The 21,215-nt window shown below is 44.8% G+C and carries 20 protein-coding genes; 6 read left to right on the top strand and 14 right to left on the bottom strand.

Features of this window, described 5'->3' with window-relative positions:
• Positions 1–9 precede the first annotated feature (9 nt).
• The gene (locus JJQ88_RS05145) at positions 10–528 is read left to right on the top strand and encodes a tryptophan transporter (protein WP_210364661.1); all 519 of its coding nucleotides are present in this window, start codon (positions 10–12) and stop codon (positions 526–528) included.
• Between the two features lie 64 nt (positions 529–592).
• Here JJQ88_RS05145 and yhzF read toward each other — a convergent pair whose 3' ends face one another.
• Entirely contained in the window at positions 593–769 is a 177-nt protein-coding gene (gene yhzF / locus JJQ88_RS05150) for a membrane protein YhzF (RefSeq protein WP_210364662.1), read from the bottom strand.
• A gap of 185 nt (positions 770–954) precedes the next feature.
• Between yhzF and JJQ88_RS05155 the strand changes: the two genes are divergently transcribed.
• The 3 genes from JJQ88_RS05155 to JJQ88_RS05165 all read left to right on the top strand — a co-directional run bounded on the left by JJQ88_RS05155 (position 955) and on the right by JJQ88_RS05165 (position 2,779).
• Positions 955–1,308 (top strand): YtxH domain-containing protein, encoded by a 354-nt coding sequence (locus JJQ88_RS05155; RefSeq protein ID WP_210364663.1) that lies wholly within the window; start codon positions 955–957, stop codon positions 1,306–1,308.
• Positions 1,309–1,542: 234 nt separating this feature from the next.
• Entirely contained in the window at positions 1,543–2,118 is a 576-nt protein-coding gene (locus JJQ88_RS05160; RefSeq protein ID WP_210364664.1) for an HTH-type transcriptional regulator Hpr, read from the top strand.
• A gap of 469 nt (positions 2,119–2,587) precedes the next feature.
• Entirely contained in the window at positions 2,588–2,779 is a 192-nt protein-coding gene (locus tag JJQ88_RS05165) for a hypothetical protein (protein ID WP_210364665.1), read from the top strand.
• Between the two features lie 77 nt (positions 2,780–2,856).
• Here JJQ88_RS05165 and JJQ88_RS05170 read toward each other — a convergent pair whose 3' ends face one another.
• The 3 genes from JJQ88_RS05170 to JJQ88_RS05180 all read right to left on the bottom strand — a co-directional run bounded on the left by JJQ88_RS05170 (position 2,857) and on the right by JJQ88_RS05180 (position 3,277).
• A complete protein-coding gene (locus JJQ88_RS05170) occupies positions 2,857–2,946 on the bottom strand; it encodes a YjcZ family sporulation protein (protein WP_210364666.1) in 90 nt (29 codons plus the stop codon).
• A gap of 74 nt (positions 2,947–3,020) precedes the next feature.
• On the bottom strand, positions 3,021–3,104 hold the full coding sequence (locus tag JJQ88_RS05175; RefSeq protein ID WP_210364794.1) for a YjcZ family sporulation protein: 84 nt from the start codon (positions 3,102–3,104) through the stop codon (positions 3,021–3,023).
• A 92-nt stretch (positions 3,105–3,196) separates the two neighbouring features.
• Positions 3,197–3,277: a YjcZ family sporulation protein gene (locus JJQ88_RS05180; protein ID WP_210364795.1), complete on the bottom strand. Its 81-nt coding sequence runs from the start codon at positions 3,275–3,277 to the stop codon at positions 3,197–3,199.
• Positions 3,278–3,470: 193 nt separating this feature from the next.
• Here JJQ88_RS05180 and JJQ88_RS05185 point away from each other — a divergent pair, with 193 nt between their 5' ends.
• Positions 3,471–4,346, top strand: coding sequence for a peptidylprolyl isomerase (locus JJQ88_RS05185; RefSeq protein ID WP_210364667.1), 876 nt, complete (start codon positions 3,471–3,473; stop codon positions 4,344–4,346).
• A gap of 44 nt (positions 4,347–4,390) precedes the next feature.
• Here the strand turns inward: JJQ88_RS05185 and JJQ88_RS05190 are convergent, their stop codons facing one another.
• The 8 genes from JJQ88_RS05190 to JJQ88_RS05225 all read right to left on the bottom strand — a co-directional run bounded on the left by JJQ88_RS05190 (position 4,391) and on the right by JJQ88_RS05225 (position 18,054).
• On the bottom strand, positions 4,391–4,573 hold the full coding sequence (locus tag JJQ88_RS05190; protein WP_210364668.1) for a sporulation YhaL family protein: 183 nt from the start codon (positions 4,571–4,573) through the stop codon (positions 4,391–4,393).
• 214 nt (positions 4,574–4,787) lie between these two features.
• Entirely contained in the window at positions 4,788–5,732 is a 945-nt protein-coding gene (gene yhaM, locus JJQ88_RS05195) for a 3'-5' exoribonuclease YhaM (protein WP_210364669.1), read from the bottom strand.
• 71 nt (positions 5,733–5,803) lie between these two features.
• Positions 5,804–8,809 (bottom strand): ATP-binding protein, encoded by a 3,006-nt coding sequence (locus JJQ88_RS05200; protein WP_210364670.1) that lies wholly within the window; start codon positions 8,807–8,809, stop codon positions 5,804–5,806.
• A gap of 17 nt (positions 8,810–8,826) precedes the next feature.
• Positions 8,827–10,053, bottom strand: a complete 1,227-nt coding sequence (locus JJQ88_RS05205; RefSeq protein WP_210364671.1) for a metallophosphoesterase family protein — start codon at positions 10,051–10,053, stop codon at positions 8,827–8,829.
• Positions 10,054–10,226: 173 nt separating this feature from the next.
• Positions 10,227–14,339, bottom strand: coding sequence for a phosphodiester glycosidase family protein (locus tag JJQ88_RS05210; protein WP_210364672.1), 4,113 nt, complete (start codon positions 14,337–14,339; stop codon positions 10,227–10,229).
• Between the two features lie 491 nt (positions 14,340–14,830).
• Positions 14,831–15,535, bottom strand: coding sequence for a Type 1 glutamine amidotransferase-like domain-containing protein (locus JJQ88_RS05215; RefSeq protein ID WP_210364673.1), 705 nt, complete (start codon positions 15,533–15,535; stop codon positions 14,831–14,833).
• 376 nt (positions 15,536–15,911) lie between these two features.
• A complete protein-coding gene (locus JJQ88_RS05220) occupies positions 15,912–17,162 on the bottom strand; it encodes an ABC transporter permease (protein WP_210364674.1) in 1,251 nt (416 codons plus the stop codon).
• On the bottom strand, positions 17,155–18,054 hold the full coding sequence (locus JJQ88_RS05225) for an ABC transporter ATP-binding protein (RefSeq protein WP_210364675.1): 900 nt from the start codon (positions 18,052–18,054) through the stop codon (positions 17,155–17,157). The genes JJQ88_RS05220 and JJQ88_RS05225 overlap by 8 nt, the downstream gene beginning before the upstream one ends.
• Before the next feature lie 143 nt (positions 18,055–18,197).
• Here JJQ88_RS05225 and JJQ88_RS05230 point away from each other — a divergent pair, with 143 nt between their 5' ends.
• A complete protein-coding gene (locus JJQ88_RS05230; RefSeq protein ID WP_210364676.1) occupies positions 18,198–18,383 on the top strand; it encodes a YhzD family protein in 186 nt (61 codons plus the stop codon).
• Positions 18,384–18,484: 101 nt separating this feature from the next.
• On the opposite strand, the gene JJQ88_RS05235 is transcribed toward JJQ88_RS05230, so the two are convergent.
• Together JJQ88_RS05235 and JJQ88_RS05240 are read right to left on the bottom strand one after the other, a co-directional pair.
• Positions 18,485–19,276 (bottom strand): enoyl-CoA hydratase, encoded by a 792-nt coding sequence (locus JJQ88_RS05235; protein WP_210364677.1) that lies wholly within the window; start codon positions 19,274–19,276, stop codon positions 18,485–18,487.
• 234 nt (positions 19,277–19,510) lie between these two features.
• Positions 19,511–21,028 (bottom strand): coproporphyrinogen III oxidase, encoded by a 1,518-nt coding sequence (locus JJQ88_RS05240; RefSeq protein WP_210364678.1) that lies wholly within the window; start codon positions 21,026–21,028, stop codon positions 19,511–19,513.
• Between the last annotated feature and the right edge of the window lie 187 nt (positions 21,029–21,215).

The raw sequence follows: 21,215 nt of genomic DNA on the forward strand, positions 1-21,215 counted from the left end.
AGATGAGAATTGAATACGAGGAATCTTGTAGCATTATCGCTTTTAGTTGGAATGGGAGCTGTGCTGCATGCAGTTATTCCAGGGTTTTTCCTTGGGATGAAACCGGATATGATGCTTACCATGATGTTTCTTGGAATCATGCTGTTTCCTGATAGAAAAAGTGTTTTATTGGTCGGTGCCGTAACCGGACTGATTTCAGGATTGACGACAACTTTTCCAGGAGGGCTTGTGCCGAACATCATCGACAAACCTGTCACAGCGTTCGTGTTTTTTGCCCTGTTGCTGGCAATGAAACGATTCCAGGGTTCCCTTTATGCTGCGGTTGCCCTTACAGCTGCCGGTACCATCGTTTCAGGGATTGTTTTTCTTGCATTAGCATATTATATTGTTGGCCTGCCAGGACCTTTCACAGCTTTGTTCGCAGCGGTTGTTCTTCCTGCGGCAGCTTTCAACGCCGTTTTCATGGCTATCCTGTACCCGGTCGCGACAATGATTTTCAGACGTGCAAGACTTGCCGAAGCCAAATAATCATAGAAGATACAATTGCCCCTGGCCAGTATGGTCAGGGGCTTTCATATTTTGATTATTTTGATCAGCGAAAAATCACGCCGAGGATCAAAAGGATCAGCGCTCCAGCTGCCAGTGAGCCTGCTCTTTTTCGTAACAAATGCTTCGGAGGGTACATCCCGCGTTTTTTCAATGCAAGGAGGTTATAGACCGCCCCAGCAAACAGGACAAAGCTAGTGATCAATAGTATGTTTGAAAACATCCCCGCTCCCGCCTCTCCATTCTGATTGCGAACCATATTTCATCTTTATGCCTGTTCATTTGCTGCTATGAAAACTTAAGCGGTTTAATTAATCAAGAATCAGGAAAATAAATAATAAGGGCTGAAGGAATCTTTTTGTCTTTTGAAGAAACTTATAATAGAAAGAACGACGAGGTGAATAAAAAATGAAAGCAAAATCGTTATTGTTGGGCTTTTTTGCGGGCAGTGCTGCCGCTGGGATTGCAACCCTGCTTGCGGCCCCTGTATCAGGCTATGAAACGAGAAGAACTTTAAAGGCAAACAAAGAAGAACTTGCCGGTTCAATCAAGGACATAAAAAACGCAGCGGTTGAACTGAAAGATTCAGTCGCATTCGCTTCAAAGGAAGGAAAAAAAGTGATCAAGTCATTCGTTACCGATGTGAAAACCGCGCTATTCGAATGGCGATTGCAGACGGAAGAGAATAAAATCGAACTGCAAAAAGATATAAAGCAATTAGAACAGACAATTAAAGAACTGGAAACAGAGCTGGCGAAGTAGTCTAAAAAATCCTTCCCATTAAGGAATTTCACTTCTATGGGAAGGATTTTCCTTTTTTATAAAGAAAGATATATTATGCAAAAGGATTTGTCCGTGGCTATTCTTGGAAGAAATCAACCGGAGACAGACTTTAGATGCATTTTGAGAAATTCTAAAAATTTTGTAAATTTATATCTTTATTAATTTTTGTTTTATTGGCATAATGAAAATAGAATCAAAAAAGTAGGTGATTGGATGGCAGATAAAAATTATTCAATGAAAGAAGCGATGATGTTCAGCCAGCGGATTGCCCAATTGAGCAAAGCTCTGTGGAAGTCTGTGGAAAAAGACTGGCAGCAATGGATCAAGCCCTATGATTTAAACATTAATGAACACCATATTTTGTGGATTGCCTATCATTTGAACGGAGCATCGATTTCCGATGTTGCCAAGTTTGGGGTCATGCATGTTTCCACAGCCTTCAACTTTTCCAAAAAGCTTGAAGAGCGTGGTTATTTGACATTTTCCAAAAAGGAAAGCGACAAAAGGAATACGTATATCAAGCTTACCGAACAAGGTGAGGCTGTATTGCTTGACTTGATGGAAAATTACCAGCCTGATAAAAATGCAGTCTTTTCTGGAACGATGCCGCTAAAGGAATTGTATGGGAAATTCCCTGACATCATTGAAATCATGGCGATTGTCAGGAATATATATGGAGATGACTTCATGGAAATCTTCGAGAAGTCGTTCAAGAACATTGATTGCCAGTTCATTGAAGAGAGCGGGAAACTTCGCAAAAAAGATGCAGTCGAGAAGGAGTTTGTTTAATTATCGTGATCCTATCCATCTCCATCGTAAGAGGAAGGAATAAGCCTTTTGATCAACGGGCATCGATTACTTCCTCTCGCTGCGGCTTCAGCTTCAGCTTAACGGAAGCTGAAAATTGTGATAAAGCGGATGAAAGACATCAATCCTTCCGCTTTTTGTTTCCAGTTTTATGCTCAAATCCTCACATGCCATTTCCCAATGGCTTGGCCGATCCGATGATCAGCCGGTGAATGGCTCCATTGAACCTCCGGCAGTTTTCGGCATCAACCCCAGCGGAACTCCAGCATACTTACTTTTTTATGAAACCTTTTTCATCCGTCCCCTGAATTTCCTACCAATACTCCAGCCTGCCTCGATTGTATTCTTAGTGGCCATTGCAAATTTGCTGCTAATATAAAAGACTATCTTTTTCTTAAATTATTTGGTATTGTATTTAAGATAAAAAAGATTGCTAAGGAGGGATTCTTCGATGATCTCCATTGTTTTAATGGTGTTTATCTTGTTTGCTTTTTTCATCCTTTTCTATATTAATAAATTGACAGATTCCCTCTGTATCCAAAAGGAAATCCCGGAAGATAAACACGGCAAAATTTTTCGGACGATCAATATCTTAGTCACTATCCTGCTTGTCTCATCATTCATTGAAATTTTGTATGCATGACTACATAAATGAAGCGGTGAGGCCACCCTCACCGCTTTTTATTGGGCCTGTGCCCAGTATGATCTCTTGGATTCTGATTACAGCCATGCCGCACCGATGATGATCAGCAAAATGAATAAAACGACCACCAGCGCGAAGCCGCCGCCGTATCCGTGTCCTCCAGACATAGGGAATCCTCCTTCCTGCTGCAGTCTAATTGAAATATGGGGGTGTCCAATCCCCCATATTTTTCATTTGCAGATTAGAACCAAGATGCACCCACAATGATTAACAGAATGAACAGCACGACAATTAAAGCGAAACCTCCGCCGTATCCATGACCCATACTAACACCTCCCTCCAAAGTGGCTAAAATATCTTATTCAACTTAAGGCTTTTACGCATAGGCGGTTAACCTGTTTTCTTGTCTTTTATTGTTCAATAAAAGGAAGCACCGACGATGACCAGCAAAATAAACAGGACTACGATTGAGTCAAAACCTGATTTGTAGTGACTCATAATGAAATACCTCCTTTTTACACTTCATTACATCGTATGCATCCCGAAAAATTTGGTCTGGATGTTTGCCCATCTTCCTTTTGCTGTCAAAAAAATCAGTGAATATTTTTTGTTCAGCCAAGAAATTGTGATATAGTAGAACCTGTGGAAATAGAAACGCCCACTAGAATTTTGTTTTTAGGAGATGTTCATCATGAAAAAATGGATAATAACCCTGTCAGTAGCTGCTGGCGTTATTGGATTATCTGCATGCAGCAGTGACAATAGCGGGTCTTCAGAAGTCATTGTGGAATCCAAAGCTGGAAATATAACAAAAGAAGAGCTTTATGAATCAATGAAGGATAAATATGGAGAGCAGGCATTGCAGGAACTGTTATATCAGAAGGTCCTTTCAGAGAAGTATAAAGTGACAGACAAAGAAGTAGACGCGAAAGTGAAGGAGCTCAAGGATGAACTGGGAGATAATTTCGAGCTTGTCCTTCAGCAAAACCAGATCAAGGACGAAAAAGAATTCAGAAAAATCCTTAAGGACCAGCTTCTAATGGAGAAAGCTGCCCTGAAAGATGTAAAAGTTTCAGAGAAAGAAGTCAAGAAGCGTTACGATGAGTACAAACCTGAAATCAAGGCAAGCCATGTACTTGTGAAGGATGAAAAAACCGCACAGGAAGTAAAGAAGAAGCTTGAAGGCGGAGCCAAATTCGAGGAAGTCGCCAAGGAATACTCAACTGACCCAGGCTCCAAGGAAGCCGGCGGAGACCTTGGTTTCTTCGGTCCTGGAGAAATGGTGCCTGAATTCGAAAATGCGGCTTATGCCCTTAAGGTCAACGAAATCAGCGATCCTGTAAAATCCCAGCATGGCTGGCATGTCATCAAAGTAACCGAGAAGAAGGAAAAGGAATCTTACGATAAAATGAAGGACAAGCTGGAATACGAGCTGAAGATGTCAAAAATCGATGCATCCAAAATCCAGGAAACTCTTCAAGAAGAATTAAAAGATGCTGATGTTAAAGTAAAGGATAAAGAATTGAAAGGCGTGCTTGAAACACCTGAAGCACAGCCGCAGCAATAAACTCCATAAAAAGAGCGGCCCGCAAATTGGCGTGGCCGCTCTTTTTATGCTTCCAGCGTTTTTTCACGCTGTTCTTTTTCCTCTTCAAGTCTCTTCATATAAATCTCGCCTTCGCGTTCGATGCTCTCGATTTCTTCCTTCCTTTCTTCCTTCCCTGTTTTCACCGCCATCAATGCACTGAATACAATACCTGCCGCGACTACTAATACCCATACTGGAATTTCCATGTCCCGATTCTCCTCCTATTTAACAGGTTGTCCAATTTCCGCCTTACTGTATTAGTATGAAAAGAATTGCTGAATATTCCAGATGAGGTGAGTTTTTTCCGAAGCTTCTCTTGATGGGGTATACAACAAAGCCGGACAACAAGGTCCTCTCCATCTACAACGGAGCCGCCGCAAGAACAAAAAGCCTTCTGGCATGGAAGGCTTTTTGCTGGGATTACTTATGGAAAACTGGTTTGTAGAAGGAACGATTGTCGAGCGCGAACACCCTTTCAGAGAATTCTCCGGGTTTCACCCTCACCAGGGCGCGATCGAGCATGTTCATTTTGGCATCGAGATTGTCGATGTAATGGAGGATTTCCGCCTCTTTGATTAACGGCGGTTTCGGGCTTCCCCATTCAGCTTTTCCATGATGGGAAAGGACCATATGCTGAAGGATAATTACCTCTTCCCCACTGATTCCTAATTCATCCGCTGCCTTGCCAATTTCATTGACCATGATGGAAATGTGGCCAAGCAGATTGCCTTCGACGGTATAAGTAGTAGAGACAGGTCCGGACAGTTCCATTACTTTTCCAAGATCATGGAGGATGACGCCTGCATACAATAAATCCTTGTCAAGGCTCGGATAAAGGGCAGCAATCGCTTTCGCCAGGTCAAGCATGGAAATGACATGGTAAGCAAGGCCGGAAACGAATTCATGATGGTTTTTCGTCGCAGCAGGATAAGCCATGAATGCCTGATGGTGCTTCTTCAGCAAATGCCTCGTAATCCGCTGGATATTCGGATTTTTCATCTCGAAAATATATTGTGTCAGTTTGCCAGCCATTTCATCCTGGCTTAAGGGAGCTGTTTCCAGGAAATCAGATAGTTTAACAGAATCAGCGGCTGAAGCGGAACGGATCTGCCTGATTTTCAATTGGTTCCGGCCGCGGTAATTCTGGATTTCCCCTAATACTTTGACAATACTTTCGGCACTATAGGTGCTTTCATCTGTCTCGGAAACATCCCACAGCTTAGCTTCTATCTCTCCGCTCTGGTCTTGGAGGATAAGTGTCAAAAACGGCTTACCATTGCTGGCAATCCCTTTTGAAGCATGCTTGATCAGTAAAAATTGATCTACATGTTCACCTGTATCATAGTTCATAATTCCTTTACTCATCTCTATCCGATCTCTCCTCTCTGCACAAGTATACCACATAGAGCTTTTACTCTTTTAATCTCAATTCAGAATTATTCATATATTGCCTTATCCCGTGTTTTCCCGAGCTGAAGGATTTCTGATTCGCTGAAATGATCAAGAATATGTCGGTGGCAAGTGAAAATCAAGATCTGGTTGCCACTGAATTCCCTAAGCAACTCCATCATCCTGGCGGCTCTCTTGTGATCGAAGTTGACAAAGCTGTCATCGATGATCAGCGGCAGCGGATAACGGTCAAAATAAATGGCCGCCAATGCCAGCCTTATGGAGACATATACCTGCTCAGCTGTTGCCTGGCTCAGCTCATTCGCTTCGAACAATAGATGATCCTTACGTTCCACGAAAAAGCCAGCGCCGGCATCCTGGGGAATGACACGGATGTAATTTCCTTCCGTCAAGTGAGCCAGGAACCTCTCTGCTTCTGCCAGCATCTTTGGCATTCTTTCATTCTTATAGCGATCGATTGTCTTTGAGAGCAGGTCGCGCGCAACCGCGTATTTTGCCCACTCCTTCGCATCCTCTTCGAACTCATGCTTCAGCTGCCTATACTTATGAAGCAGTTCGCTAAAGATTCCTCCCGCCTCCAGAAGCTGCATGCTGTGCTTGACATGAGCAAACTGGCCGAGTAGATCTGTCTGTTCCTTTTTATACTGATCGATCAAACCAGCTTTTTTATCGAGCTGGTCTTCCAGGGGTTCACCGTTCAGGATCGCCAGCTTATCTTCAGGGGTTATTCCCGCCCCTTCGAGCTGATGGCCTACATCTACCAATCTTGATGACCAATCCTTCTTTTGCCTGTTCTTTTGGGCATACATCCTGAATTGATCCTCGTCTGCTGCATCAGCCTGGGCGAACAGGTCTTGTTTTTCATTTGTCAGCATTTGCAGTTCTTTTTCAAGGATCGTGTATTCTTCATCCAATTCTTCAAGCTTTGCCATTAATCCCCTGTACCTTGCCTTGTCGGCGACCGCCTCCCTGATTTTCTTTTTCAACAATGTCCCCGTCTCCCCCGGCGGCAGATCAGGATTTTGCAGGAATTGCCTTCCCAATTGGCTGAGTGACGTTTCGATTTCCGCCAATGTTTCCGATATGGCTCCAAGCCTGTCTGCTATTCTTTTCCGTTCGCGGAAAAGCTGTTTTTGCTTCTCAATCAATACATAGGCATCAAATACCTTTTTCGGACTTGAAGATCCCCTAAGGCCAAGCTTTTCAATCAATTCCTTCCTGTCTTTCCTGAGTTCCGAAACCTCGAATTCCCATTTTTCAAATTGCTGGATGACTTTTTCATACCGTAGATTTTGCTGCTGGATTTTAACTTTCAGTTCCCTGTGCTGCTGTCTCAGTTCATCGTCCTTTTGCAGCAAACTCTTGATTGTAAAAAGATCCCCATCAGGCTGTCTGCCAAGTTTTTCATTCAGCAGCCTTTCACGTTCGAGTAGCCTCGTAGTTCCTTCATCCCTGGTTTCTTTCTTTGAATCAGCGGAGGACTTGATATAAATGGCGGAAATGGCCAGGATTCCAATCGCACCGGTAGTTGACAGCAGGAGCTGCCCATTCATGAAGCCCCAAATCACAAGAATCAAAAAGATGCTGCCAAGCAAAACAAGCTGGTAAAAATCTTTCTTCCTCTGCCTTTTTAATCTTATCTGCTCATTATTCACCATTGCCTTATAGGCAGCAATCTGTTCTCTTACCTGATTCAATTCCGACTTGATTGATTCATGGTTCTCAGCTGCATCCAGTTCCCTGGACAACTGTATCCTTTTTTGCTCAGGCAGCCGCTCTTTTTCGAAACTTGCCGCTTGCTTTTCCAATTCGACCAGAGCTGCCTTTTCTTCTTCGAAGGCAGCTTCAAGCTCAAGCTTCTTCTCGTCCAGCCGCTGCTGCCGCTGTTGGACATTTTCAGCCTTTTCCTTTATGAAAATGCTGGTGTTGACATCCTGGATTTTTTCCTCAGTCAATTCGGTATGTAAGCTGTCATTGATCTGGCTGATTTCCTCTAATAATTCCTCAAGCTTCAAATCAAGCAAGTTTTTTTCCTGCACTAATTGTTCGTATATTGGCTGTTTTTCGATCCTTGCAGAAATTTCCGTTTCCATGTCAAGCAATGCAAAATCTGGCTTGCAACCCTCTGCTTCCTTCAGGAGGGATACTCTTTTATCCTCAATCCAGAGCATCCTTGCCCTGATCGGTTTGATCTGTTGCCCAATTTTCTCCAAACGGCTCAGTCCGTCCTCCGGAAAAATAAAAAGGCCGGTCTCTTCAAGTCTTTTTATCAATCTTGCTTCCTCGATGACAAGATGTTCATTGCGCTTATAATCCCTGAGCCTGGCTGTCTCCATTTCCAGCTTCGCTATCTCTCCTTCGAGCTGGCCGATCCTGCTGTTGATTCTATCCTTTTCAGCCTGGAACTGGGAGTAATGCTCATTTTGCTTCTCCGCGTTCTTGAGCGCAGCCTTTACTTCCTTCAGTTCCTTCAGCTTCTCGTTCAATACTGGCTTTTTCCCGCTTGGCTTGAATCGCTGTTCCATTTCTTTCTGAAGGACGCCCTCCGCCTGTAAAAGCTTGTCCGTCCCTAATGTCCCTGCCGAAAACAAGTATCTTCCCAGGTCTTCCCCCTTCATGGCCTGTACATTCTGGAGTCCATGGACATTGAAGGAAAATATCCCCTGGAAAATGCTTTTATCAATCCCTCCCAGGAGGTCCTTGAGCAGTTCTTCGCCTCCAATAGTTCCGTCCTGCATCGAAACGGTCACATCTCCGGCTGCCCTGCCTTTCACTCTTTCGATTACAACAATGCCTTTTCCAGGAAAAAAGGCCTTTAATTTGCCTCCATACTTCGAATGATTTTTCGGTTCGTAACGCAGCTCTGAGCTGTGCTTTCCAGGAAAGCCAAACAGGATGCTGTGGATAAAGGACATGACCGTCGATTTTCCAGCTTCGTTTTCCCCATAAAAGACCTGCAAGCCACTCAAGGAGGAAATATGGTAATTTTCTAGTTTCCCATATCCGTAAACATGGATATCAATGATGTTCATGCCGGAACCTCCTTTCCTCAATTTTTCAGCAGCAGCTTAAGCAGGAGCTGCTCGGCCTCATCCAAAAGCTCGTGTTTTTCGTTTTCCGTCGGTCCGGAAAGATGCCTCCTAGCCTGATGGTGGCGGAATAAAGTAGAAATCGCTTCATCGAGGTCATTATATTGGTCGATGGTGTTGAACAGTTCCTGATAAAAGTCACTTTGCCGGATCAATTCGGCTCGGTTCACCGTGACAGTTTCTACGTATGACAGACGGTATGTCCAAACGAAGGATTCTTCATCCTTTTCATCCTCCTGCAGCAGTTCGAGCAGCTCACCGTTATCGATTTTTTCTTTTACATCAAGGAGTTCGGTCCCCATGCCGTCTATCCGGATCGATAACAGCGCCCCTTTTGATTCTCTCCTTTTCTTCTCTACTGCAATCCGGCAACTTTCATAAATATCATTGAAACTTCCTGCTCCTGTACCGTCTATAACCGTTTCCTCCCAGGTAACCGCAGCTGTTTCGAAAAACTTCAGTGCCGCTCCGGCCTCGGTCAGGTCAACTATATACGCCCCTTTTTTCCCCTGCTCTTTCCGGTTGCGTCCCTGTGTGTTTCCCGGATAGACAACTGGAGGCTGCTCGTTCAGGATCGCTGCCTTGTGGATATGGCCAAGTGCCCAGTAGTCGTATCCCTTTTCCAGCAATTCCGTTAGCCGGAACGGCGCATACCTACCGTGATCGCTGCTCTCTTCTTCCATATGTCCATGGAGCAAACCAATATGGAAATCTGAGCCCTCTTTCAAGTCATATTTCTCGATCCATCTCTCGGTGACATGCCGATCAGGGTAACTGAACCCATATAAATGGACAATGGTACCATCCTCTTTTTCAAACACTGCAGTGGCAAGCTCGGCCTTGAAAAAATGAACATTTCCAGGAAAGTCGAGGCCAACCCGGTGTCCTCCAAGATAATCATGGTTGCCATGGATCACAAACACTTTGATGCCCACATCATCTAGCCGGGACATTTCATTTCGAAACGCGGCCTGGGCCCGAATGCTCCTGTCTTCCCCATCATAGAGATCACCAGCAATCACGACAAAGTCAACACCATGGCTGATGGCGGCATCTGTCATGTTCCTCAACGCCTGGAAGGTGCTTTCCTGCAATTTTTCAAAAATCCGTTTTGGCAAATGCCTGAGACCGACCATGGGACTGTCAAGGTGAAGGTCCGCTGTATGTAAAAATCTCACCTGTTTCATAAGGAAATTCCTTTCGTTCTATTTTCCTTTATTTTATCATCTAAAAAATACGAATGCACGTTCTTAAGTGAAGCATGCAAAAGAGGTGCGGAGTGCACCTCTTTTATTGATGGTATTTTGAGTTTTCCGCCTTTAAGCCATTTGGCTGGTTGCAAAGGTCTGATTGCCTTAATTCATTCTTCTTCCAAATCATATTCTTTATTGATGACTGTAAATTCATCAATTATTTCTCCATCTGATGTTACAGTCGTGAAGGTGATTCGATCTTTATCTACTTTAGCACGCATAGAGATGGCGATTTTCTCCATGTTGACGTATTCGAATTTCTCGTCAGCTACCGCGTCATAGTGTTTTTTGCCCGTTGTACCGGCTACTACATAGACGGTTCCGTTCGCATTCTCCTCCCCTGCCTTCAGCTTTTTCGTCCTGCCATAGGAATGGTCATGTCCCGAGAAGACAATATCGATTCCTAACTCATCGACAACTGGGGGAAGCTTTTCCTTCATGATCTCGTTTCCGCCAAACGGATTCGTGAAATATGGCGGTTTATGTGTCACGAGGATTTTCCATGGTTTATCCGAGTTTTTGACATCCTGTTTCAGCCATTCCAGCTGTTGTTCCAGGATTTTTTCCTCACTTGAAAATCCTAACACGCTGATATGCATATTGTTGTAATCAACGGAGTATGTTCCTCCTTTATCTGCATCAGGACCATTTCCCGGTGAGTTGAAAATGGCTTTTGCCAGACTTCCATCCGGATCTCCCATGTATTCATGGTTACCCAAAGTTCCTAAGAAATCAGTTGACTGAATCTTATCGTACCGGCTAAGGTTAGCCAATGTGTCATTCCATTGCCCGAACTTGGATGATTCATCAATCAGGTCTCCAACATGGATCATGAACGAAAGATCTTTTTTATTCAGATCTCCTAGGATTTTATTAAAATCACTCAAGTCTGATGGCGATTGAGTATCTCCAAGTACCGCGAATTCAAAGTTTTGCTTTCTTTGCCGCGTTGTGAATTCATCAAGTTCCGACCAATGATCCCCGTCACCGACACGATATACATAGGTTGTATTCTGTTGCAGTTTTTGAAGCTTCACTTCATTTATCCTGATAATCCCATTTTTCTTGATATCCTGCTCTCCCGAGAATACATGGCTGCTCGTGGTGCCAGAAACCGTTACAAAAGCGGCTTCGCCCTTTCTGTCGTAGTCCTGCTTTCTGGCAAATTGAATGACAGTTGCTTCTTTGGCTAATGGACTGGACATCCAGGTAAAAGCTTTTTCCTTGTAGGAATCCCCTGTCGGAGTGGATATAAGATTTTTAATTTCATTGGCACTTGCCAGCGGAGGATACGTTTGTGTGTTCCATTTGAACGAATACTTTCCATCTTTTACTGCATAAATGGCTACCTTCTTTATTTCATCTGTTATTGATTCAATCTCCAGCTTTCCATGCTCGTCTGTTTTCCCTAATAACAGTGGTTCCTTTTTTCCATCCACACTCGCATAAACTTCAACATCTTCTTCTGCTTCGTTGTTGTGGTTATGAACTGTCAAGTTAATCGGCTTTCCTATCAGGATCGGATTTCCCTTGACAGTATAAGCACCTGCAACGCCGAGGCTGGCGGGTTCCATAGAATAGGTGGAGACAAAGTTGTCCTCTTTAGGAGTTTGGTAGTTTAACTGGGCTTCTAAGATTTCATAGGTTAACTTTGTACCTTCCTTAATTGATGCAGGAATTCTTATTTTGATCGACGCAGCATCGACAGTTGCAGCTGTGTCACCGCTTTTTATAATATCCAATGTAAGGATGCCTGTTTCTGCATCATAGCTTGATGTACTGTTTTTAAATGCTTCCCCAAACTGGACATCTTCAACTGGGAAGTTCTTATCTATTTGCAGTTTGATAGAGGAGCCAGAAAAATCATGAGTATTAGCAGCCCTGACCGATAAGTTGAAGGCATCACCGAGAAGTGCCATCTCTTGATTCCTTGCCAAATCTACCTTAGCCGAGCCTGTCTCTACAGTGAAATAAACCGTTTTGATCGCCTGGTTTCCAAATTTATCGGGAACCATTAACGTGACTTTGTGGGTGCCATCAGCCCATTTCAATCCGGTTAAAGAGATGCTTCCATCCATGTCATAGGAGAAATGCCCTTCGGCTTCTGAATAATTTTTCCCATCAACAAAGACATTGATTTTCTCCCAGTCGATTCCTGTTTTAAAAGGATCATTCACGTATTCATTGACTTCGGCCCGGATGTTGACCGCACTTGTTGTAAAATTCTTGCCTTCCACATTTATGGACTGTATCTCAGGGGGATACAGATCATCCATTTTTTCACCATATACGGCGCGGATATTATCAACATAGATAGAACCCTTGGTCATTGGGCCAGTGATTCCTGATTTCGTTGACATTAATCTTATGGTCTGAGTTCCTGATAATTTGAAAGGGCCGGTAAAAGAAGCCGGGATTTCCGCCTCGACGTACTTCCAGCCGGTCCAATCAATCCCCGGTTTCTCATTCGTCAGGTTAATTGTCTGATTCTTGTTATTCCCGTCAACGATAAGCATCCTCAGCCAATAGCCCTGGGCTTCTGGCGTCGCATACACCCACATTCCAATACCAGTCGGGTTATCGCTGATTGCCGTGTGCTCACCTGGACCGGCATAAACGCCAAGAGTTGTTCCCACGGGAGAATTAGTGAAATCAAAATCCATTTTTAAAGACTGACTGCCGAAGCGAACAGGTGAAGGGTATTTAGAGATTCCTAAAACGCCTTTTTCCCCCCGGTTCGCCGTGGAGGTTTTCCAGTTGCCAAGCCCTGACTCAAAGTCAAAAATGACCTCAGGAAGTTTCCCAACCGAAACCTTAATCTGAGCAGAAATTTCCGTTCCTTTTAGATGGGCTGTAATCATTCCAGTTACATTTTTATCACCTGTGTGCAGTACACCTGCTTCATCGATCGTCCCCATTCCTTCAGGGATGTCAAACTCGATGTCATTCAGGTTCCAATCAACTTCCCGTTTTTGATACTTTGTGATTAATCCGAGATTCACTTCACTGTTTCTGGCTGCAGTCAACTCCGCAGAAGAAAACGACATTTCATCGGGCTTTGCAATTTCGATGATACTTTTTCCAACTTCTTTCCCTTCATGCTTTAACAGGACATGGAACTGGCCTGTCTTGCCATTCGAAACAAATGTTCCGTTTTCCATGATTGTGCCAACAGAAGGATCCGAAAGTTCCCAGGTTAAGCCTGTTTCAGGCAGGGGCGCGGATGCCATTGACTTATCTCTTCCCTTTGCTGTGAACGAAATAATTGAACCCGGAGTAAACGATTTGTCGTATGGTTCGATATGGGCCGTATTAAAAATATGGTCTGAAGGTTCTGTCGTAACAACCAGCCAGGAATTTGCTACACTTCTTTCCACCCGATCGGAAGGCTTGTTGTCGACCTCAAGCTCATCTCCGCCCAATTGGCGAGTAGTAAAGGTCGATGAACCGCCTCCGTCCAGATTCAACGCACTCACCGCTCCCATGTCAATCATGAGCTGGGCGAGGTCCGGCATGGAGATTCCAGCTGAATAAGGTTCCTGCCTTCCGTCGATCACGGCAAAAAATACATTGCCATCCTCCTTGATTCCAACTGCTGTCCGCGGCTCCCTATCAGCGCCAGTCTGGGGTGTTTGATAGATTTGTCCGTTTTTCACGAGAATGGCGTTTCCGCCAAGTGCTTCCTTAACCTCATCCTTAATAGATTCAAAATCTGCAGCCGTCCCTATGACTGCCTCACCAGTCTTTTTTATCGCAAAGAACTTTTGGGAAGAAGCAGACGTATTTTTTATTGCCTGGCCATCTTTATAAACATAACCAAGTGGTTCTCCAGTCGCCATATTATAGAAATCTGCATTGACCGCCGCTACTACTTTATGATTTTCACCGTTCGCTTTACTCGCCTGCTGTCTGACTGGCTGGAGTCCGAAGGCTGGTCCATCATTAGGTGTACCTGCCTCAATCGTGACACTTGGATTCTGCAAATCAACATCAACCACAAAACTTTCAATCTTTTTTCCATCCTTGCCCTCAAAACTATAGTGGTGTTCCTTCACACCGGGAGCCAGATCTGCCCGATAATGATTAATGGGGGTTTGGACAACTGAGGATTGTAAATCAAAACTCCCAAGTGCAGATGTCAAACTTGGGAAAATCATGCTGCTCGCCAAAGTAAATGTCAGGATAATAGGCCCAAGCTTCTTTTTCCAGTTCTTCTTCATTGTACTCCTCCTAGTAAATTTTTATTAACTATGTATTTAATCTGCTGTATTCATGATAGTCCAAGACTATTAAACTAGTATTAATTTTATATTAAGGAATTAACCAAGCAGGCAAAGTGAGAAAATGCCCAGGTGCAGGTTGGGAAAATATGGGGCAAACATATTCCTGAAGTTAGCGGGGAAATTCAATTAGGAAGGCACAAGCGCCTTGATCAGTTACAGCAGGCGGAAGTCGAACATGAAAAAGGCAAGTCCTTTTGCCAGGCACCTGCCAGCATACTTCCTTTCTGCTTCCGCATCGCCGTGAATACTGGGGGCTCTCATATAAATCTTCAGCGGCTGGCAGATAAACGAGCTACTCGAAGCTGACGCTTCCGCCAAGATACTAAACGAAGTCAATCAATGGATGGAAACTGGCAAGGTGCTGGCCGGACATTTATCGCCCTACCAAATAAAAAGGCTGCAAACCCATAAGGATTCACAGCCTTGTCTCAGGAAAGCGATCCCAAATAGATCGTTTCCAATTCTTTTTCCTGGATTGCACCACCGCCAAGGTAAACATGGTAAGCCTTCGCCTTAGGCCTCGAGCTTACCGCTTTGTGCAATTCAGTGCCGAGGAAATGGAGCGCTGCACCATCATCTACAGCAAACCCGCCGCCTACCTGGCCTGAAAAAGTGAATCTTTTGTAGGCCGGCCTGCGGTTAGCTTCTCCGTCATAATGCGGACAATTGCTTCCCTTTAAAAAACCCAGGCTTTTGATTGGTTCAAGCCCATCTCCGTAAGAATCCGTAATCCCTTCTTCAAACCAGCAAATCGAGCCGGCACTGATTCCAGCCATCACGATCCCCTTCTCCCATGCATTTGCTAGAATTCGATCAAGCCCCCATTCCTTCCAAAGTGCCAGCAGATTCTTTGTGTTCCCGCCGCCAACGTAAATTATATCCTTGTCCAATACATAATCCTCCAGGTCCCTGGTCGGAGGGCTAAAGAGTGACAGATGGGATGGAAGGCAGGAATGATGCCCAAAGCTTTGATAAAAACGTGAGATATAACCCTCCGAATCACCGCTTGCAGTCGGGACAAAACATACCTTAGGCTGCATTTTCCCTGCTTGTTCCAGGATATACGAATCCAGTAAGTGGTTCTCTGGTTCCATCGAAAACCCTCCGCCCCCAAGGGCAATAATCTGGCGCATAGCTAACACACCTTCCAATCTCTTATTCCTGAATTCCATATTATCACAAACAAATAGAAAGACTGTGTCGTAAACAATGCATTCCATAACCAATGGATGATTCCCTCTCCTGGTTACCCGTTTTCGTGCAGGCGTGCCGCATGCCAACATGTAACGCAGCCCCCTCAGGTGCCGCTGTCGCGCTTGCAACTGGATTTTCTCCTGTGGACTGATCAACGAATGGAGTTCGGCAGCCCTTTTTAGGAGTCTTCCCCCGTCTGTTATACTCGGTTTTCACCAAATGATTTGTTCGCGTTCATTTGAAAAGTAATTATCTTTTTGAAGTAGGGGAAAAGCAGAAAAAAACAGCAGCCATGCGGCTGCTGCCTGTTTCGCCCTATTCACTCTTCGTCAGCTGCAATGCCTTCTTGATATCCTTGAAGGAATTGGATTTTCCATACATCAGGACCCCGCCACGGTACACCCTTGCGCCGAATACCGCAAGGAAGGCAATCGTTGCCACAAGGATAGCAATCGACAGCGAAATTTCCCAGAAAGGGACCGTGATCATGCCAACCCTCAAGAACATCAGCATCGGCGAAAAGAACGGGACGAAAGACATATAGGTGATGAACGGCGCTTCCGGCTGTCCAAGCCCGAACATCGCCATCAAGAAACCAGCGACTACGAGCAGGGTCATCGGCGTGATCATCTGCTGCACATCCTCGATCCGGCTGACAAGCGATCCAAGAAATGCAGCCATCGTTGCATAAAGGAAATAGCCAAGGAGGAAAAAGATGACGGCATAGACAACGGTAGCGGCAGGAATATTGCCGAATCCAAAGAACTCAAAGATATCCCCATCAAGAGATTCGAGGTTTTGCTGAATCGAGAAATATCCGACCAGCAAAAGGACGGCGAGCTGCGTCAGGCTCAGAAGTCCGACACCGAGAATTTTCGCGAACATCTGCTTGATCGGTGAAACACTTGAAATCAAGATTTCCATCACTCTTGATGATTTTTCAGTAGCGACCTCCATCGCAATCATGTTCGCATACATTAGGACAGCAAAGTAGATAGCGAATAGCAGGACATATACAAGGCCCCTTGCCTGGTTCAGTTCTTCCTCTGTCTTGGCGTCCTTGGCCAAAGCAGCTTTTTCAAACTCAACCGGCTCATATAGCTTTTCCAACTGTTCCGGGGCAATCTTGATCTGGGTTGAAGCCATCATCGTCTTGATCTGCTGCAAGGCTGCCTGAAGATCAGCCGGGATCGATGAGTCGGCAATGCTCATTGCTTTATAGGAAGCAGCAGGAAGATTTTGGCCATTCAGAGACAGCTCAAGCACACCTTCATATTTCCCATCCTTCACATCTTTTGCTGCAGCCTTGGCCGTCCCTTTATACTTTTCAAACTCCACATCCTTATTGACTGCCTTCATCTGTTCCATAAGGGGCTGATAGAGCTGGCCTGTTTCATCGATGACTGCCACCCTGTCTGCTTCACCCTTGTTAAAAAACTCGATGATATTCGGCATACTTGTCAAGGCTAGCATGATGGCGGCAGTCAGGATAGTAGTGACCAGGAAAGATTTTGTCTTCAGCTTGCTCATGTATGTATGAATCAGGATAATGAAGAAATTATTCATAGGAATCACCTACTTTCTCTATGAAAATATCATTCAAGCTCGGTTCTTCAAGCACAAATTTGCGGGCGAAGCCCCTGGCTACCACTTCCTTCAGAATTCCCTCGGCAACCGGCTCTCCCTCTATTTGCAGCTGGATTCCCTCTGCTGTCTGCTTCGCTTTCGTGACACCAGGATAATCCTTAAGGAAAGCTGTATCAAAATCCGCATGGATGACAAGGTTCTTTTTCCCGAACGATCGCTTGATTTCCTTCAGGGCTCCGTGGACGACCGGCCTCCCCTTATGCATGATGCAAATATGCTCGCACATTTCCTCGACATGCTCCATTCGGTGGCTTGCAAAAACAATCGTTGTTCCAGCTTCCTTCAGGTCTATAACCGCTGCCTTCAATTGTTCAACATTGACTGGGTCCAATCCGCTGAATGGCTCATCAAGAATCAGCAGCTTTGGTTTATGTATCACAGCAGCAATGAACTGGATTTTCTGCTGGTTCCCTTTTGAAAGCTCTTCAACCTTCTTGTCTGCATATTCCGGGACTTTGAAACGATTCAGCCATAGGTCCAGTTCCCTCAATGCCTCTTGCTTTGTCATTCCCCTCAATCTTGCAAGATAGACAATTTGATCACGGACTTTAAGCTTTGGATAGAGGCCCCTTTCTTCCGGCAAATAGCCTATCAAATTGCTTGTTGAATAGTTGATGGGTTTGCCATCCCAGGTGATGGTGCCATCTGATGCATCCAGGAGCCCAAGGATCATCCTGAAGGTCGTAGTCTTGCCCGCTCCATTCGCGCCCAGAAAACCGAACATTTCCTTTTCCGGGATCGTAAGCGATAAACCATCCACAGCCGTGAAGCTGCCAAACCGCTTTGTGACTTTTTCGAGCCGTAAAACCATATGTCTTCTCCTCCTTATCCACTTAATTACTACGAAAGTCCATTGTCGATAGTTTCATTAAAGGCTTATTTTCTTTGCATATTCGCAAAAATTATGCAAAAATAATAGTAATGATCAGAATTTTCAATAAAGGAGTTTGTATGATGGAAACTTATAAGCTGACGGCTTTTGAAGCAAACGGGGAGAAATTGCTTGATGAATCCTTCCAGGCAGGAAGCGATGAAGAAGCAAAAGAAATCGGCTCAAAGATCCTGGAAGAAAAAGATCTTATGGATCAGACACATCGCTGCACGTCGCCTAGAGGGAAACTGGTCCTGTTCCATCCGTAAGGCAGTTCACCAGCTGGCAAGCCGCACGATGGAACGGAACAGCTGTATTTTCCGGAGTAAAAAAGCAAAGAGGAAAATTGCTCCTCTTTGCTTTTTTGTTGTTAGTTCCCCTTGAATACCGGTTTTCTTTTTTCGAGGAACGCTTTGATTCCTTCCTGATGGTCTTCTGTCTGGCGCATTTTGAACTGGCCATATTTTTCAAGTTCCAGAATTTTCAACAAGTCTGGCCTGTTTTTTTCAGCAAGGATTTTTTTCGTCTTGATCATTGCCTGGATTGGTTTTCCAAGCCACTCCTGTACTTTGCTTTCAACAGCACTTGCGAAATCCGCCTCTGGAACCTCATCGATCAGCCCCAGCTTGAGCGCTTCGCCTGCAGATAATGTCTTCCCTTCCCATATCAGCTGCTTCGCTTTTGTTTCGCCAAGGCGGCTTTCCATGAAAAAATGCCCTCCGCCATCCGGGATCAAGCCAATACCGATAAAGTTCATCGCGATCTTGCTTGATGGCTCAGCGATAATGTAGTCAGTGGCCAGCGCAAGGCTCAAGCCCAGGCCAGCAGCCGCACCTGTTACAGCGCTGATGGTCAGTTTCGGCATGCAGTATAGAGTGATAATCAATTCATTAATACAGTCCATCACGTTGTAGAAATCGCTTTCATTCCCATTGGCAAGCATGGTCTTGATGTCGCCGCCTGCCGAAAAGGCACGTCCAGCTCCTTTAATGACCACCACATTCACTTCATCAGAATTGGATATTTCCTTCAAATTCCAGTTAAGTTCTTTAATCATATCAACATCAAGCGCATTCAATGAGCCCGGCCTGTTCAATTCAACGACCGCAAACCGCCCATCAACAGTCAATTTCACACTTTCAGTCGATGATTCAATCGTCACCTTCCATCTCCTCCTAATATTAATCTTTCTTTATTATATAGGGAGACGCTATATTTAAAAACCTTTTTTCTCATAATTTTGACTTTTTAAACACTAATGAGTGGTGCCAAAAAGTAACTTTGCTCCTAATTGCGAGGTTTCGACAAATTACTGAGGGAATTCGACAAATTCACTCGGCCTCCTCCAATGTAAAGCATCCATCCAGTTCGACTCATAAAGCAAAAGGCCCCCCTATCATACCTGGGAGCCCTGTTTATTGAACAATGAATCGAGGATTTCTATCTTTTTTTCCGCATATTCGCTGAAACTCTCATTAAAAGTCTTCGGATCCTTTGGATTGGAGAATTGGGTAATCACGCCTGTGTCCGGATCGATGAATTTACTGGAAGCTCCGCAGCCAAGTCCGATGATTGTCTGCTGTTCTTCCATGATGATGATATTATACAAGCTTTCCTGGCCAGCCAATGAATACCCTACGTTCTCGAGGTTGCCAAGGATGTTTTTCTGGCGGTACAGATAATATGGTTCATAGCCATGGTCCTTCGTCCAGACTTCAGCCATCTCCATCATCTTTTCGATTTCATCTCGTCCGGCAACTTTGTACTTCTCCTTGTTCCTGGTCATTTCCGATGCCCGTTTGAAGCTCAGGGTGTGGACAGTCAAGGACTCAGGTATGAGCTTTTCCGTTTCAGCCAGTGTATGGGCGAATTCCGTTGTCCCTTCGCCTGGCAGCCCGATGATCAAGTCCATGTTGATGTTGTTCATTCCCATCTCCCTGGCAAGGTGGAACTTCTCAACCGTTTCTTCGACGGTATGGTGACGTCCAATCGCCTTAAGTGTTTCCTGGATATAGGACTGCGGGTTGATGCTGATGCGGTCGATGTTCCACTTCTTCAATACTTCCAGCTTTTCTGGCGTGATGGTGTCGGGCCTCCCAGCTTCGACGGTAATTTCCCTTATGTTCCGGACATCCGGGAACGATTGCTGCACTTCCTCATATAACATGTCCATCTCCTCTGCAGTAATGGAGGTTGGCGTGCCTCCGCCATAATAGACGGTCGTGATTTTGATGCCATTTTTCTTAAGCCAATCGCCAATCTGGCGGATTTCGTAATGGAGCCCGCCAAGGAAAGACTCGACAGAGCCTTGCCGGCCGTTGATTGCGTATGCGGGGAATGTGCAATAAGCGCATTTAGTCGGACAGAATGGAATCCCGATATAGATGCTGACTTCATTTTTAAGATCATAAAAGTCCGGCAGCACTGAAAGTTGACGATCAACAATCTGCTGCATGAGGTTTATTTTTTCTTCTGAAATCAAGTATTGTTCTGCAAGCTCTCTGTGTGCAGCCTCTTTATCCATGCCATCATGCAATTTTTTGTGCAGCAGCTTGGTCGGCCGGACTCCCGTCAGGATTCCCCACTTCTGGATGATACCGGTCCATTCCTGGAGGAGCTGCAAATATGCATTGGAAGCGACATTTTTCAGCAGCTTGAATACTTCTTTTTCACTTAGTCCTTCCGGGATTTCTTTTTCGGCATTTGCAGAAAACTCTGCTCCGTCGCTGGATGCCAATACTGCATGCACGGAGATTGACTTGTCCATTTCGATTTCAAAGGCGATGACCGCATCTGCTTCGCCGCCTTCCTCCTGTCCAACGATTACTTCTGATTCCTCGAAAAACAGGTCCGCTATCAAGTGAAATGGCCGCCTGAACCTGTCATCGTCTATTCCTTTTATATAAATTTTCATTCATATCCACCTTTTCGACTTACCTTGCTCCATTTAGTTTAATAGAATATTGATTGCAAGGTCAAGGCAGTGTAAAACTGCCACTTTCCAATAAGAAAAGCGCAAGCACCCAGGCGAGCCCCGACAGGCATAAGCCGAAGCTTGGAAAGGCAGTTTTCCAGCCAGGCAACTGTCCCAAATACACTAT

This window comes from Bacillus sp. REN3, from assembly GCF_017912555.1.
In the GTDB taxonomy this organism is placed as follows: Bacteria; Bacillota; Bacilli; order Bacillales; family Cytobacillaceae; genus Mesobacillus.

Bases quoted from the DNA above. Each gene is read 5' to 3' on its own strand.
- yhzF (WP_210364662.1), bottom strand. From the start codon at position 769: ATGTTTTCAAACATACTATTGATCACTAGCTTTGTCCTGTTTGCTGGG.
- JJQ88_RS05155 (WP_210364663.1), top strand. From the start codon at position 955: ATGAAAGCAAAATCGTTATTGTTGGGCTTTTTTGCGGGCAGTGCTGCC.
- JJQ88_RS05160 (WP_210364664.1), top strand. From the start codon at position 1,543: ATGGCAGATAAAAATTATTCAATGAAAGAAGCGATGATGTTCAGCCAG.
- JJQ88_RS05165 (WP_210364665.1), top strand. From the start codon at position 2,588: ATGATCTCCATTGTTTTAATGGTGTTTATCTTGTTTGCTTTTTTCATC.
- JJQ88_RS05170 (WP_210364666.1), bottom strand. From the start codon at position 2,946: ATGTCTGGAGGACACGGATACGGCGGCGGCTTCGCGCTGGTGGTCGTT.
- JJQ88_RS05175 (WP_210364794.1), bottom strand. From the start codon at position 3,104: ATGGGTCATGGATACGGCGGAGGTTTCGCTTTAATTGTCGTGCTGTTC.
- JJQ88_RS05180 (WP_210364795.1), bottom strand. From the start codon at position 3,277: ATGAGTCACTACAAATCAGGTTTTGACTCAATCGTAGTCCTGTTTATT.
- JJQ88_RS05185 (WP_210364667.1), top strand. From the start codon at position 3,471: ATGAAAAAATGGATAATAACCCTGTCAGTAGCTGCTGGCGTTATTGGA.
- JJQ88_RS05190 (WP_210364668.1), bottom strand. From the start codon at position 4,573: ATGGAAATTCCAGTATGGGTATTAGTAGTCGCGGCAGGTATTGTATTC.
- yhaM (WP_210364669.1), bottom strand. From the start codon at position 5,732: ATGAGTAAAGGAATTATGAACTATGATACAGGTGAACATGTAGATCAA.
- JJQ88_RS05200 (WP_210364670.1), bottom strand. From the start codon at position 8,809: ATGAACATCATTGATATCCATGTTTACGGATATGGGAAACTAGAAAAT.
- JJQ88_RS05205 (WP_210364671.1), bottom strand. From the start codon at position 10,053: ATGAAACAGGTGAGATTTTTACATACAGCGGACCTTCACCTTGACAGT.
- JJQ88_RS05210 (WP_210364672.1), bottom strand. From the start codon at position 14,339: ATGAAGAAGAACTGGAAAAAGAAGCTTGGGCCTATTATCCTGACATTT.
- JJQ88_RS05215 (WP_210364673.1), bottom strand. From the start codon at position 15,535: ATGCGCCAGATTATTGCCCTTGGGGGCGGAGGGTTTTCGATGGAACCA.
- JJQ88_RS05220 (WP_210364674.1), bottom strand. From the start codon at position 17,162: ATGAATAATTTCTTCATTATCCTGATTCATACATACATGAGCAAGCTG.
- JJQ88_RS05225 (WP_210364675.1), bottom strand. From the start codon at position 18,054: ATGGTTTTACGGCTCGAAAAAGTCACAAAGCGGTTTGGCAGCTTCACG.
- JJQ88_RS05230 (WP_210364676.1), top strand. From the start codon at position 18,198: ATGGAAACTTATAAGCTGACGGCTTTTGAAGCAAACGGGGAGAAATTG.
- JJQ88_RS05240 (WP_210364678.1), bottom strand. From the start codon at position 21,028: ATGAAAATTTATATAAAAGGAATAGACGATGACAGGTTCAGGCGGCCA.